Origin of the sequence: Stagnihabitans tardus (assembly GCF_009925085.1) — a bacterium.
Taxonomy (GTDB): Bacteria; Pseudomonadota; Alphaproteobacteria; order Rhodobacterales; family Rhodobacteraceae; genus Stagnihabitans; species Stagnihabitans tardus.
On the sequence record NZ_JAABNR010000001.1, the window covers coordinates 290,528 to 304,297 of the forward strand.

The 13,770-nt window shown below is 67.8% G+C and carries 13 protein-coding genes; 6 read left to right on the forward strand and 7 right to left on the reverse strand.

Going from position 1 to position 13,770, the window contains the following annotated elements:
* Positions 1 to 174 precede the first annotated feature (174 nt).
* Positions 175 to 720, forward strand: coding sequence for a TetR/AcrR family transcriptional regulator (locus GV832_RS01335; protein ID WP_168773002.1), 546 nt, complete (start codon positions 175 to 177; stop codon positions 718 to 720).
* Positions 721 to 727: 7 nt separating this feature from the next.
* Here GV832_RS01335 and GV832_RS01340 read toward each other — a convergent pair whose 3' ends face one another.
* Complete coding sequence (locus GV832_RS01340; RefSeq protein ID WP_168773003.1) at positions 728 to 1,171, reverse strand: GatB/YqeY domain-containing protein; 444 nt, start codon at positions 1,169 to 1,171, stop codon at positions 728 to 730.
* A gap of 133 nt (positions 1,172 to 1,304) precedes the next feature.
* Between GV832_RS01340 and carA the strand changes: the two genes are divergently transcribed.
* Positions 1,305 to 2,456 (forward strand): glutamine-hydrolyzing carbamoyl-phosphate synthase small subunit, encoded by a 1,152-nt coding sequence (gene carA, locus GV832_RS01345; protein ID WP_168773004.1) that lies wholly within the window; start codon positions 1,305 to 1,307, stop codon positions 2,454 to 2,456.
* 252 nt (positions 2,457 to 2,708) lie between these two features.
* Positions 2,709 to 4,754 (forward strand): glycosyltransferase, encoded by a 2,046-nt coding sequence (locus tag GV832_RS01350; protein WP_227754167.1) that lies wholly within the window; start codon positions 2,709 to 2,711, stop codon positions 4,752 to 4,754.
* 372 nt (positions 4,755 to 5,126) lie between these two features.
* Here GV832_RS01350 and GV832_RS01355 read toward each other — a convergent pair whose 3' ends face one another.
* The gene (locus GV832_RS01355; protein WP_168773005.1) at positions 5,127 to 5,762 is read right to left on the reverse strand and encodes a GntR family transcriptional regulator; all 636 of its coding nucleotides are present in this window, start codon (positions 5,760 to 5,762) and stop codon (positions 5,127 to 5,129) included.
* Positions 5,763 to 5,881: 119 nt separating this feature from the next.
* On the opposite strand from GV832_RS01355, the gene GV832_RS01360 reads away from it, so the two are divergent.
* From GV832_RS01360 to GV832_RS01370, 3 genes are all read left to right on the forward strand, one after another.
* Positions 5,882 to 6,541 carry a pyrimidine 5'-nucleotidase gene (locus tag GV832_RS01360; protein WP_168773006.1) on the forward strand — a complete coding sequence of 220 codons (660 nt, stop codon included), beginning with the start codon at positions 5,882 to 5,884 and terminating at the stop codon, positions 6,539 to 6,541.
* 154 nt (positions 6,542 to 6,695) lie between these two features.
* Positions 6,696 to 6,902: a hypothetical protein gene (locus GV832_RS01365; RefSeq protein WP_168773007.1), complete on the forward strand. Its 207-nt coding sequence runs from the start codon at positions 6,696 to 6,698 to the stop codon at positions 6,900 to 6,902.
* Positions 6,903 to 6,967: 65 nt separating this feature from the next.
* Entirely contained in the window at positions 6,968 to 8,176 is a 1,209-nt protein-coding gene (locus GV832_RS01370) for a UbiH/UbiF family hydroxylase (RefSeq protein WP_168773008.1), read from the forward strand.
* Positions 8,177 to 8,433: 257 nt separating this feature from the next.
* Here GV832_RS01370 and GV832_RS01375 read toward each other — a convergent pair whose 3' ends face one another.
* The 5 genes from GV832_RS01375 to GV832_RS01395 form a co-directional block, all read right to left on the reverse strand.
* Positions 8,434 to 9,558 (reverse strand): aminotransferase class V-fold PLP-dependent enzyme, encoded by a 1,125-nt coding sequence (locus GV832_RS01375; protein ID WP_168773009.1) that lies wholly within the window; start codon positions 9,556 to 9,558, stop codon positions 8,434 to 8,436.
* 69 nt (positions 9,559 to 9,627) lie between these two features.
* Entirely contained in the window at positions 9,628 to 10,374 is a 747-nt protein-coding gene (locus GV832_RS01380) for a creatininase family protein (protein WP_168773010.1), read from the reverse strand.
* On the reverse strand, positions 10,371 to 11,846 hold the full coding sequence (locus GV832_RS01385) for an FGGY-family carbohydrate kinase (protein WP_168773011.1): 1,476 nt from the start codon (positions 11,844 to 11,846) through the stop codon (positions 10,371 to 10,373). The genes GV832_RS01380 and GV832_RS01385 overlap by 4 nt, the downstream gene beginning before the upstream one ends.
* A complete protein-coding gene (locus tag GV832_RS01390) occupies positions 11,847 to 12,929 on the reverse strand; it encodes a M42 family metallopeptidase (protein WP_168773012.1) in 1,083 nt (360 codons plus the stop codon).
* Positions 12,926 to 13,729, reverse strand: a complete 804-nt coding sequence (locus GV832_RS01395) for a BtpA/SgcQ family protein (protein WP_168773013.1) — start codon at positions 13,727 to 13,729, stop codon at positions 12,926 to 12,928. Before GV832_RS01395 ends, GV832_RS01390 begins: the two co-directional genes overlap by 4 nt.
* Positions 13,730 to 13,770: the final 41 nt, after the last annotated feature.

Here is a 13,770-nt window from a genome sequence, read left to right on the forward strand (position 1 = left end):
AGACAGCCCCCCTGCCGCTTTCCGCGCGCGACAGCCCCCATGGCCCCAAATCCCCCGGCCAAGCCCCCAGCGCGGCCCGACCCGCAATCCCCTTTGCCCTTTCACCTTGGCTCAAATACTCTCTTTGGGTGCAGGGGGCCGACAGCCCCCCTGCCGCTTTCCACAAAGGACAAGATGCCCCGCTTCACCCGCCTCTCTGCCGAAGACCGCCGCCTCATGCTGATCGAGGCCGCCTGCGCCTCCATGGCCGAGGACGGGATCGCGGGCTTCACCGTCGACCGGATCTGCGCCCGGGCCGGGGTCTCGCGCGGGCTGATCACCCATCACTTCGGTTCCATGGCGGGGCTCATGGCCGCCACCTATGCCCAGCTTTACGACGAAGACCTCTCCGAGGCCGAGGGCAGCGGCCTTCAGGGCCTCCTTGCCATGGTCTTCGACCCCGCCCGCTTCAACCGGTCCAGGCTGAACATCTGGCTCGCCCTGTGGCAGGCCATCGCCAATACGCCCGAACTGACCGAAGAGCACCACAGCCGCTATGGCGCCTATGTGACGCGGGTGGGCCTGGCGCTGCAAGAGGCGGGCCGACCCGAGGCCCTGGCGCCGGCGCTCATCGCGCTGATCGACGGGCTGTCCTTGCAGCATTGCATCGACCCCGCATCCATGCCGCCCGAGGCCGCAAGGCAGGCCTGCGAGGCCTTCCTTGCCCTGCACAGCCCGTAGCCCGGGGTCAGAACTTCGCCTTGATCAAGGCGCCGACCGCGCCGAAATCCATCTGGCCGGTATACTTGGCCTTCAAGACGCCCATGACCCGGCCCATATCCTTGACCGAGGTGGCGCCCACTTCGGCAATGGCCGCCGTAACCACCGCCTCGACCTCCGCCGCGCCAAGCTGCTTGGGCAGGAATTCCTCGATCACCGCGATCTCGGCGGTTTCCTTGGCGGCGAGCTCGGGGCGCCCGCCCTCGAGATAGACCTTGACCGATTCCTGGCGCTGCTTGACCATCTTGGCCAAGACTGCCAGCTCGTCGCCAGCCGCGCCATCCGTCCCCCGCGCATTGATCTCGCGCTCTTTCAAGGCATTCAGGATCAGCCGCAAGGCGCCCAGGCGCTCTGCCGCCTTGGCCTTCATCGCCTCCTTGATCTCGCCCATCAGCCTTTGCTGCAATTCCATGACCGTCTCCCTTTTGCCCGCCACCTTACGCCGCCCCCCTTCCCGCCTCAACTCCCCCTCTTTCCCATTGACCCCGCCCCCCGCCCCCCCTATCAGGAGCCCGTTTATCCGCCCCCCTCACCCGGAGTTTCCCATGCCGCAAGACAAACCTACCGCCTGCCTCGCCCTCGCTGACGGCACGGTGTTCTACGGTCGCGGCTTTGGCGCCACGGGAGAGACGGTGGCGGAGCTCGTCTTCAACACCGCGATGACCGGCTACCAGGAAATCATGACCGACCCTTCCTACGCGGGCCAGGTCGTGACCTTCACCTTCCCCCATATCGGCAACACCGGGGCCACGCCCGAGGATGACGAGACGGCCACCCCCGTCGCCGCCGGCATGGTGGTGAAATGGGACCCGACCGAGCCCTCGAACTGGCGCTCGACCGCCGACCTGCAATCCTGGATGGCATCGGTCGGCCGCATCGGCATCGGGGGCATCGACACCCGCAGGCTCACCCGCGCCATCCGCCAGCAGGGCGCGCCGCATGTGGCCCTGGCCCATGACCCGGAAGGCAAGTTCGACCTCGGCGCCCTGGTGGCCAAGGCCCGGGCCTGGAAGGGTCTCGTGGGTCTCGACCTCGCCAAGGATGTCTCCTGCGCGCAAAGCTATACCTGGGACGAGAAGACCTGGGCCTGGCCCGAGGGCTATACGCGGCGCGAGGGGCCGGGGCTGAAGGTCGTGGCGGTGGATTACGGCGCCAAGCGCAACATCCTGCGCTGCCTGGCTTTTGCGGGCTGCGAGGTCGTCGTCCTGCCCGCCAATGCCACGGCCGAGGATGTCCTGGCCCACAAGCCCGAGGGCGTCTTCCTCTCCAACGGCCCCGGAGACCCGGCGGCCACCGGCGCCTATGCCGTGCCGATGATCCAGGGGGTGCTCAAGGCCGACCTGCCGCTCTTTGGCATCTGCCTTGGTCACCAGATGCTGGCGCTCGCCCTGGGTGCCAAGACCGTCAAGATGAACCACGGCCACCACGGCGCCAACCATCCGGTCAAGGACCTGACCACCGGCAAGGTCGAGATCACCTCGATGAACCACGGCTTCACGGTCGACAGCCAGACCCTGCCCAAGGGCGTCTCCGAGACCCATGTTTCGCTGTTCGACGGGTCGAACTGCGGCATCGCGGTGGACGGCAAGCCGATCTTCTCGGTCCAGTATCACCCCGAGGCCTCGCCCGGGCCGCAGGACAGCTTCTACCTCTTCGAGCGCTTCGCCGCCGCCATGCGCGCCCGCCGCGCCGCCTGAGAGATTCGCGCCTGGGTTGAAGGGGTCGGGTTCTCCGACCCCTTTTGCGTTGTGTTAACCTTTTGATGTCAGAACAGAAAAAGAACATCCGGGGGCATTAACGCTTTTCCCGGACTTATCCACAGGCAACCTCCCCCCGGCCCGGCTTTCCGCCGCCCCGGGGCCCGCAATGTTAAGCGCCCATTAACCATCGGCCACCGATGTTGGACTTGTAAGCCGGGCCAGAAGGCCTTGCCGCAAGGATGGGATCCCATGACCGCGACATTGCGCACTTTGCCCCAGGGGACAGAAGTCCACCCGCTCCACCGCGAAATCGCCCCCGGCGGGCCGGTCGGTGGGGGCCTCATCGCGGGCCAGATCGGCGGGCCGGTCGCGGTCGCGGGGCGCGCCTTGGGCGGTCCGGTGGGCCAGGTGCACGGCCTGACCGGCGGCCCGGTCTCTCCGGTCGGAGGGCCCCTCCGCCCTTTTGTCCATAACCCCCAGAGCTTTCCGGCTCCGGGGGCGGAACTCCCCGAGGCGGAACAGCGTCTGGCCCTTCGGCTCTTGCGCGAAGGCGTGCTGGCGCCCCATGCGCTGTTGCAGGGCCTGGCGCGGCTCTCCGAACGTCCGGGCGGGCGGCTCGTCGACCTGCTGCTCGACCAGGGCCTGGCCGAAGAGGGACCGCTTTTCGCCGCCCTGCACCGCCTGACCGGGATCGGCCCGGCCGACCCGCGCCTGACGCCCGACCCGCGCCTGATCGACCGGCTCGAGGCCAGCTTCTGCCTGGCCGAGCGCATCCTGCCGCTCCGCCAGATCGGCGATGCCACGCTGATCGCCGCCGCCGACCCCGAAAGCTTCGCGCGCCTCGCCCCGCGGCTCCAGGCGATCTTCGGCAAGGTGCTGCCAAGCCTCGCCCCGGCCATGCGGATCGAGGCCGCGCTCCTGGCCGCACGCGGGCAGGCGCTGGCCCATTCGGCCGAGACCATGGTGCCGGTCCTGGACAGTTGCCGCACCTATCGCAAGGCCAGCCGCACGGCCCTGCGCGGGCTCGCCATCGCGGGGGCCGTGGCGCTGTTGTTCATCCAGCCGATCCTCGCCGCGCTAACGCTTTGGGCCGTGGTGACCCTGGTCCTGGCCACCGGGATGAAGGTCGCGGCCTTCATCGCCTCGCTGAAGCCGATCCAGAGGCCCCAGCCTGCGACCCTGGCCCGCCTGCCCGTGGTCTCGGTCATGGTGGCGCTTTACCGCGAAAGCGACATTGCCTCGCGGCTGGTGGCACGGCTGGGGAAACTGGATTACCCCAAGGACCTGTTGGACATCTGCCTCGTCGTCGAGGAAGAGGACCAGATGACCCGCAAGGCCCTGGCCCGGGCCGACCTGCCGGGCTGGATGCGGGTCGTCGTGGTGCCGGGGGGGCGGGTCAAGACCAAGCCGCGCGCGCTTAACCATGGGCTGACCCAGTGTCGCGGCCAGATCATCGGGGTCTATGACGCCGAGGACATGCCCGACCCCCAGCAGATCCGCCGCGTGGTCGCGCATTTCGCGGGCGCAGGCCCCGAGGTCGCCTGCCTGCAAGGCGCCCTGGACTTCTACAACCCGCGCAAGAACTGGCTCGCCCGCTGCTTCACCATCGAATATGCGGGCTGGTTCCGCGTGATCCTGCCGGGGCTGGAGCGTCTGGGGATGCCCTTGCCCCTGGGCGGCACGACCCTGTTCTTCCGCCGGGATATCCTCGAACGCCTGGGCGGTTGGGATGCCTGGAACGTGACCGAGGATGCCGACCTGGGCATGCGCCTCGCGCGGCGGGGCTATCGGACCGAGATCCTGGCCTCGACCACGCTCGAGGAGGCCAATTGCCACGGCCTCGCCTGGGTCAAGCAGAGGTCGCGCTGGGTCAAGGGCTACATGATGACCTGGATCACCCATATGCGCCACCCGGTGACGCTCTATCGCGAGCTGGGGTTCAAGGCCTTCCTGGGCTTCCAGATCCTCTTCCTCGGCTCGCTGAGCCAGGCCCTGTTCGCGCCGCTCCTTTGGGGGATGTGGGGGCTGATGTTCGGCCTCGCCCATCCCCTGTCGCCCTGGCTCGGCGCTAGCGGGGTCCAGGCCCTGACGGCGGTCTTCATGCTCTGCGAGGTCTTGAACATCGGCATCGGGGTCCTGGGGCTGAAGCGGTCGGGGCAGAAGCTGTCCTGGCTTTGGGTGCCGACGCTGACGGCCTATTTCCCCTTGCAAACCTTCGCCGCCTACAAGGCCGCCTGGGAGATGCTGCACAAGCCCTTCTACTGGGACAAGACCACCCACGGCGCCTTCCACTGAGGCTTGCGACAGGGTCACGGAGGCCCCCCCCCAAAGGGCCATCAAGAGCCATTCTCTGCGTGTCGGAGGGGGCCGATTTTCCGAAGGAAAATCGGCCCCCTCCGACAGGACGCGGATTTTCCTGCGGAAAATCCGCGTCCTGTCGGACCCCAGCAGCAAAACGCAAACCGCAAGCCCGCGCCGCCCGGGCCGCAGGCCAGGGCGGCGCCCTCCGCGAGGGACTGGATTTTTCAAAGAAAAATCCAGTCCCTCGCGGACCCGCTTCTTCTTCGGACATGGGGGTTGGCGGTGGCCGATCTTGCCCTTGGCAAGATCGGCCACCGCCAACCGGTCGCGGATTTTCCTGCGGAAAATCCGCGACCGGTTGGCCCCCTACCTCAGCTTCAACTCCCCCGCATCGACGCGCAACCGCGTCTCGTAGGCCCGCGAGATATGGACCTTCAAGGCCTGGTAAGCCGCCTCGCCGTCCCGCGCCTCGATCGCCGCCACGATCCGGTCATGCTCGCCGATCGCCACCCCATCGCGCCCCTCGGCGGCAAAGGAGGTCGTGGCCATCAGGGCCATCGACCGATGCACGAGGTCCAGCTGCTGCACCAGGAAGCGGTTGTGGCTCGCCAAATGGATCAGCCGGTGGAAGCGCTTGTTGGCCCGCGAAAGCTCGCGCGGGTCGCCGCCGACCTTGGCGCGGTCCTCCTCGACCATCGAGCGCAGAACCCGCACCTCCTCCTCTGTCGCATGCCGCGCCGCAAGCCGCGCGGCCAGGCCCTCCAGCTCGGTGCGCACCGCATACAGTTCCGCCAACTGGTTGTGATCCAGCGAGGCCACGATCAGGCTGCGGCCATCACGGGTCACCATGGCCTGGGTCTCCAGCCGCTGCAAAGCCTCGCGCACCGGGGTCCGGCTGACGCCGAACCGCTCCGCCAGCTCTGATTCCACCAGCCGGTCGCCCGGGTGATAAAGCCCCCCCTCGATCGCCTCGAGGATCAGCGTATAGGCATCCTTCGCCATCTCGCCCCCTTTTTCCGCCACCCTAAGCCCTGATCCGCCCCCCCGCAACCGCCCGGGCGCGCCCGGACCTCCACCAAGCCCCTTCCCAGCCACCGCCCAATCCGCTACCCCTGCGCCCCATGCGCGACTTCTCCCACATCACCACCTGGGTCTTCGACCTCGACAACACGCTCTACCCGCCCGAATACCGGCTCTTCGACCAGATCGAGGTCAAGATGACGGCCTGGGTCATGCAGGCGCTGAAGGTCGGCCGCACCGAGGCCGACCGCCTGCGCCGCCACTATTGGGAGACCTATGGCACGACCCTCTCCGGCCTGATGCGCGAGCATCAGATCGACCCGGGCCCCTATCTGTCCGAGGTCCATGACATCGACTTCACCGTCCTGCCCCGCGACCCCGACCTCGCCCAGGCCCTCGCAAAGCTCCCCGGCCGCCGCATCGTCTATACCAATGGATGCATTCCCTACGCCGTAAGGGTGCTGGAGGCACGCGGCCTGACAGGTCTCTTCGACGCGGTCTATGGCATTGAAAGCGCTGACTTCCGCCCCAAGCCCGAGGCCCAGGCCTACCAAGCGGTCTTCGCCCAGGACGGCACCGACCCTTCCCGGGCCGCCATGTTCGAAGACGACCCCCGCAACCTCGTGGCGCCCCATGAGATGGGGATGCGCACGGTCCATGTCGCCCCCAAGCCGACGCCGGCCCGCCATATCCACCACCACACCAGCGACCTCGCGCGCTTTCTGCGGCGGCTCGGGACCGAAAAGGCCGCCTCCCGCTAGGCGCCCGGACCCCTTGAAGCCTCACCAGCGCTCCCCGGCGACCGGCCTTGCTCTTGGCCCGACCGGAGGCCAAGGGCGTCACCCCGGACAATCTGTCCACCTGACAGCGCCCTGTCGCCATGGCACCACCGCCCGGCAAACAGGAGCCGCAGCCATGTCCATTCCGCTTTCCATCCCCCTTGTCGGTCCGATGACCCGCGCCATCGAGCGCGATCATTCGACGCTTTACTACCTCCTCGTCATCCTCCTCACCGCCCTCGTTCTGGCCGTCAAGACCTGGGGCCTCGTCGCCCTGACCCTGACTGCCCTGGCCTTCGTCCCGGTGATGTTCACCTTCCTCATCATCATCGCACGCCCCTGACCCGCGGCGCTTTGACCCTGTGCTTTGCCCGCCTTCCGTCCTAGATTGAGAGCATGGAGGCCGTTATGCATGAGACCGATATCCTGATTTCCGGCGGCGGCGTCGCCGGGCTCACGGCGGCGAGCGCCTTCGGAGCCGCGGGCTTCCGTGTCCTGATCGTCGAGCCCAGCCCGCCGGTCACCGATCTCGCCACGCCCGGCGCCGATCTGCGCACCACGGCGTTCCTCACGCCCTCGGTCAAGCTCCTGCAAGCCGCGGGCCTCTGGGAGCGCCTCCTGCCCTTCGCCTCTGCGTTGCAGGTCATGCGCATCGTCGACGCCGGGGGTCCCCTGTCCGAGACGGGCCAGCCCGTGGCCCGCATGACCCGCGATTTCGTGGCGGCGGAAATCTCGGATCAGCCCTTCGGCTACAACCTGCCCAACTGGCTCCTGCGGCGCGAGATGGTAGCGCGGCTCTCCGAGCTGCCCAATGTCACCTTCCGCCCCGGCCTCGCCACGACCTCGATGACCACCCGCGCGACCGAGGCCCGTGTGACGCTCTCGGACGGCGCCCAGGTGACGGCGAGGCTGGTGATCGCCGCCGATGGCCGCAATTCCACCATGCGCCAGGCGGCCGGGATCGGGGTGAAAACCATCCGCTATGGCCAAAAGGCCGTGGTCTGCGCCGTGACCCATGACCAGCCGCATGGCAATGTCTCGACCGAGATCCACCGCTCCGGTGGCCCCTTCACACTGGTCCCCCTGCCCGATCACCAGGGACGCCCGGCCTCGGCCGTGGTCTGGATGGAGCGCGCGGCGCAGGCCCTTGGCCTGGCCACCCTGCCCGATGCGGCCTTCCAGGAGGCGCTGAACGCCCGCTCCTGCGGCGTCCTCGGCCCCCTGACCCTCGTCAGCGGCAGGGCCACCTGGCCCATCATCACGCAATGGGCGCATCGCATGTCGGGCGAGCGCCTGGCGCTGATGGCCGAGGCCGCCCATGTCGTCCCGCCGATCGGGGCCCAGGGGCTGAACATGAGCCTGAGGGACCTTGGCAGCCTTCTGGACCTTGCGACCGCCAGCCCCGCAACGCTCGGCGATGCCGCGATGCTGGACGCCTATCACAGGGCCCGCCACACCGATGTCACCGCCCGCGCCCTCGGCATCGACGCCTTGAACCGCGCCTCGATGGCCGAGGCCCAGCCGCTGCGCAACCTGCGCGCCATGGGCCTCGGCGCGCTCCACGCCATCACGCCGATCCGCCGCACCCTGATGAAAGCCGGCCTCGGCCTCGGCTGATTTCATCTTTTCCCAAATATCCACGGGGTTTCCAAAGGGGAGCGTGCTCCCCTTTGGTTGGGGGGTGCGGGGGGCGAAAGCCCCCCGCTTCCGCCGGTCGGAGGCAAGGGCGCCAGCCCGCAGCAGGCCGACCGGCAAAAGCGAGGGCTGCCGCCCCCGCACCCCCGCCTCAAGAGGGTGACCATGCCCTTGGTTTCTTGAACCAATGGCGAAACCAATGGCAAACCCTTGAGAAACCCCGTGGCCCGAAGCCTTCCCTAAGCCAGCGCTGCGTCAAGCGCCAGGCGGAGCCGTTCCACCGTCGCCCCCACATCCTTCAGCTTGTCGAGCCCAAAGAGCCCCAGGCGAAAGGTCCGGAACTCTGCCCCCTCGCCCACCTGCAAGGGCACACCCGCCGCGATCTGGTAGCCCTTGGCCTTGAACTTTGCGCCATTCTGCACCTCGGGATCGCTGGTGAAGCTCACCACCACCCCCGGCGCCTTGAAGCCCTCGGCCGCGACCGAGACCACACCCCGTGCCTCCAGCATCTCCCGCACGCGCGCGCCCAGCTCCCATTGCGCCGCCTTGGCCTCGGCAAAGCCCATGGCCCGGGTCTCGGCCATGGCCGAAGCAAAGCCCAGGATGGCATCGGTCGGCATGGTGGCGTGATAGGCATGCCCCCCCTTCTCATAGGCCTCCATGATCGCCCGCCACTTCTTCAGGTCCAGCGCGAAAGAGTTCGACGTGGTCGCCTGAAGCCTTTCCTCCGCCCGCGGCCCCATCATCACCAGCCCGACCGCCGGAGAGGCCGACCAGCCCTTCTGCGGCGCCGAGATCAGCACATCGACCCCAAGCGCCGCCATATCCACCCAGACACAGCCGCTGGCGATGCAATCCAGCACGAAAAGCGCCCCCACCTCATGCGCCGCCGCTGCCACTTCCGCGATATAGGCATCGGGCAGGATGATGCCGGACGAGGTCTCGACATGGGGGGCAAAGACCGCCTCGGGCCGCGTCTCGCGGATCTTCGCCACGACCTCGGCCAGGGGCGGCGGCGCGAAGCTGGCCGCCACCGTATTCCCCGCCGCCCGCGCCATGACGACCGTCACATCCGCCTGCCCCATGGCGTCGAAAATCTGGCTCCAGCGGTAAGAGAACCAGCCGTTGCGCACCACCAGCGCCCGGCCCCGCCCGAACTGCCGCGCCACGGCCTCCATCCCATAGGTCCCGCCGCCCGGCACCAGGGCCACGGCGCTGGCCCCATAGACCTCCTTCAACCCCGCCGAGACCTCGCGCATCACGCCCTGGAACCGCGCCGACATGTGGTTCAAACTCCGGTCGGTGAAGACGACCGAAAACTCCTGAAGCCCCTCGGGGTCGATATGGTCATGCGGCAGTTTCATGGCTTCCTCCGTTGCGACCCGCAGGCCTTGTTTGCCCAAGGATAGCGCGGGGGCCTGCGGCTTGCACCCTCAAAGCCCCAAAAGGCCTTTCAGATGGGCCAAGATAATCGCCACACCGGCCTCTCCCTGCGCGGCCGAGGCACGCGGCGCAGAGGCCGTATACCAGGTGTCATTCTCGGCCATCCGCGCTTGCTCCACCGTCTCGGGGGCAAGCGCCAGCATCAGCGCGGTCTCGCCCTCGCCGGCATGATCGAAGGGGAAATGCTCTGCGACCTCTGGCGGCATCAGGGGATGGATCTGCACCCAGTTGAAGGGGTTCTCACCCTGGGCATGGGCCTCGTAATAGGTCTCCATGCCCTTGGCGCCCCACCAGCCCGGGCCACGTGTCGCCTCCAGATGGGCAAAGACCGCGTTGCGGGCGGCCAGGCGGAAGGTCAGGTCGGTCGGCATGCCTTGGGCGAAATTCTCGGTCTGGTGATGGATCACGCCATGGATGTTGCGAAACCCCGCCTTTAGCAGCGCGGCAAACAGCGCCTCGGCCAGGGGCTGGAAGGCCTGGGTCGGCAGATGCAGCGTGAAGCTCTCCGCCCCCGCCACGGCATGGGAGGCCGCGCCATAGGCGAAGCTTGGCAGGATCACCATTCGGTCAGGCGCCTCGGCCTCCAGCCGGTCGAGGCAGCGCGTGACGGCGAGGAGGTCGACGCCCAGGGGCAGATGCTCGCCGTGATATTCCTGCACGCCAAGCGCGAGGACCAGGGGCAGGTTCTCCGCCTGGGCCTGGCGCAGCTGATGGGGGGTGCAGAGCTCGTATCTCATCGGGAGCCCATCAGGTGGCGGGTGCTCGTGTAAAGCGCCTTGAAGACCTCGTATTGCTTTGCGTAACCGGGGGCGGGCGCGGGCGTCACCCGTTCCGCCACCGGGTTCCAGCGCGCGATATCGCCGGGCTGCGCGAGCCCCACGGCCAGGGCCGCAAGGTAAGCATCGCCATAAGAGGCCCCCAAAGTGATCCCCGCCACCTCCTGGGTCAGGCCGGTGAAATCCGAGGTCGCCTGCATCCAGGGGCCATTCTTCGTGCCTCCGCCCACCGCACGGACGAGGCGCGGCGCGGCGCCTGCCTGGGTGTAGGTCTCGGTCACATGGGCGGTGCCGGCCGCGATCCCCTCCAGCACCGCGCGGTAGAGGTCGCCGCGGCCATGGGTCAAGTCCAGGCCAAAGAAGACGCCCTTGGCCTGGGGGTCATGGATCGGCGTCCGCTCGCCCGAGAAATAGGGCAGGCAGATCAGACCCTTGGCGCCTTTGGGCGAGGCGAGCGCCTCCTGGGTCAGGGTGGCGAAGGCCTGGTCGCGCGGCAGATCGCGCGCGAAGTGGTCGCGGAACCAATGGGTCAGGGTGCCGGAGGTCGCCAGCCCCGCCATGGCCGCGAACTGGCCCGGGAAAAGCCAGGGCGCGTGCCAGAGGCGGGGATCGGCCAGCAGATGGTCGGTCACCTCGATGATGAAGATGGTGGAGCCATACATCATCATCATCTCGCCGGGCGCGGCGACGCCCACCGAGACCGCCTCCGCCGCCGCATCGATCGTGCCGCAGAGGACGGGGGTGCCAGGCGCGAGGCCCGTCTCGGCGGCGGCTTTGGCCGTGACATGGCCCGCGACTTCGTGGCTCCACATCAGGCGGGGGAGCATCTCGACCGGGCAAATCTCGGTCATCGGCGCCCAGGTCTGGGCCTTGATGTCGTAAAGCGGCGCGAAATTGGCCGCCGTATAGTGGTCGATCACATGCTCTCCGGTCAGGCGCCAGGTGAGATATGTCGTCGAAGTGTCTATACGCGCAGTCTTTTCCCAAATCTCCGGGCACTGCCGCCGCAGCCAGAGGATCTTCGGCCCCACGGCCTGAGAGGTCAGGGCATTGCCGCAATGATCCAGGATCGCGGCCTCTCCCAGTTCGGTGTTCAGAGCGTCGATCTCGGCACTGGCGCGGGTGTCGACGCCGTAGAGGACGCCGTTCATCAGGGGGCGGCCGTCGCGGTCTACCGGCAGCATGCAAGGCCCGATGGCCGAACAGGCGACGGCCTTGATCTCTTGCGGGGCAACTTTAGCATCCGCCAGCAAGGCCTTGACGATGAAGACGAAATCGCCCCACCAATCCTCCTCCGCGCGGTGTTCGGCCCAGCCCGCTTGCGGCACGATCATCTCATGCGGACGAGAGGCCTGGGCGATCACTCGCCCCCCGGCATCGACCAGCACGCCCTTGGATTCGAAGGTCCCGATATCGACGCCCAGGGTGACCATTCAACGCTCCAGCTTCATGGCCGGAGGGATGCGGTCGAGGGCGCCGTCAAGAAGGTGAACAAGCCCCTCCAAGTCCCTGATATCGCAGCATTCCACCGTCGAATGAGAGCCCCGCATCGGGAAACCCACGTCCAAAGACGCCACGCCATCGCCCAGAAGCTGGACATAGCTCAGGTCGGTCAGAACCCCCACCTGAGCCGAGCGTTGCAGGGGGATGCCCCTGGCCTCCGCCGTCTCCTCCATCAGCGTGACCAGGGCGGGATGGGGGATCACCCCGTTCAAGGTCCCGCGCCCGTGGAAGGAGTAAAGGCTGATCCCTGGGCCCCCGCCAAGCACCATCTCGCCCCGGTCGGCCATGTCGGGCGTATCGGTGGCCAGCATAAGGTCGATCTGCAAGGCGATGTCAGGCTTCAGATTTTGCGCCGCCACCACGGCGCCGCGCAGGTTGAACTCCTCCTGCACCGACCAGAGGAAATGCACCGTCGGCCCCTCGCGCCCGACCCGCAAAGCCGCCAGCTCCAGAAGCGCCGCACAGCCCGCCCGGTCATCGACCGAGGTGCCCGCGATCCGCTCCCCGGCCAGTTCGATCACCCGGCCCGCATAGCAGACCGGCGTGCCGATGCGTATCCCCGCTGCCTCCACTGCCGCCTTCGACCCATGCCCGGTGTCGATGCGGATCTCCGGCGCGGTCAGAACGCGGTATTTCTCCTCCGGCGTGGTCGCGTGATGGGCCTTGTTCAGGATCACCCCCGGCACGTCGCCCCTCGCCCCACAGAGAACCACCTCCTGCGCCGCCATGGCCCGCTCTGACACGCCGCCCATGCGTTCGACCCGGATCAGCCCATCGGCCTCGATCTTGCGGACGAAGAAACCAAGCTGATCCATATGGGTGAAGATCAGCACCGAAGGCTTTGACAGATCACCCGGAATCGTCGCAATCAGGTTGCCGAGCCGGTCCGTCCGGTTCCCGATCCCCAAAGCGTCAAGCCGAGCCCTCAGCCAGGCCGCCACCCGCTCCTCATGCCCCGAGAGCCCCGGGATGACCATCAACTGCCTGAGGCTGTCGCGCAGCCGCGCCCTCATCGCGTGGCCCTCACCCGCGCCATGAAATCCTTCGCCCGCTCCGGGTCCACCGCATTCCAGGTATGCCCATCGACCTTCAGGGCCGAGCCCACGATGCAGCCATCGGCCACCGCCAGCACATCGGCCACGGTCGCATGTTTGACCCCGGTATTGGCCAGCACCGGCACATCCGGGAGCACCCGCTTGACGCCCTCCAGGTCCTCCATCCGCGCGGCCTCTCCGGTGATCGCGCCCGAGACCAGGACCGCATCCGGCACCGAGGAAAACACCGCCGAGCGCGCGCGGTCGGGCAAGGGCCGACGGTCGAGGCTGTCGGCGAACTCCGCGCTGACGTTATACAGCATCGCCAGATCGCGCCGCCCCAACCTATTGCGATAGCGCATCGCCTCCCCGGCATTGGGCGTCCAGGGGCCCATGTCACTGGCATAGGTCCCGGTGAAAATCTCGCGCACAAACCCCGCCCCCGTGGCCGCAGCCAGGGCCACCGAGGCCATCGGGTCCCAGAGCACGTTCACCCCGAAGGGCACCGTGATCTCCCCCCGCAGCCGCCCGATCACCATGGCCATGGTCGCGGTCGAGGCCACATCGACCTTGAATTCATAGGGCCTGTCGTTCTCATTCCCGAACATCACGGCATCACACCCCGCCGCCTGAAGGGCGCGGAGGTCGGCCCTTGCACCCTCCACCAGCCCCTCGATCCCCGCGCTTTCGTCGTACAAAGGCGAGCCCGGCAGCGCCCCCAGATGGACCATCGCGATGACGGGCTTGCCCGCCCCGAACACTCTGCGGAAATTCTGCATATCCCCCCCTGACATGACTCGCACTGGCATGTTAGTCATAT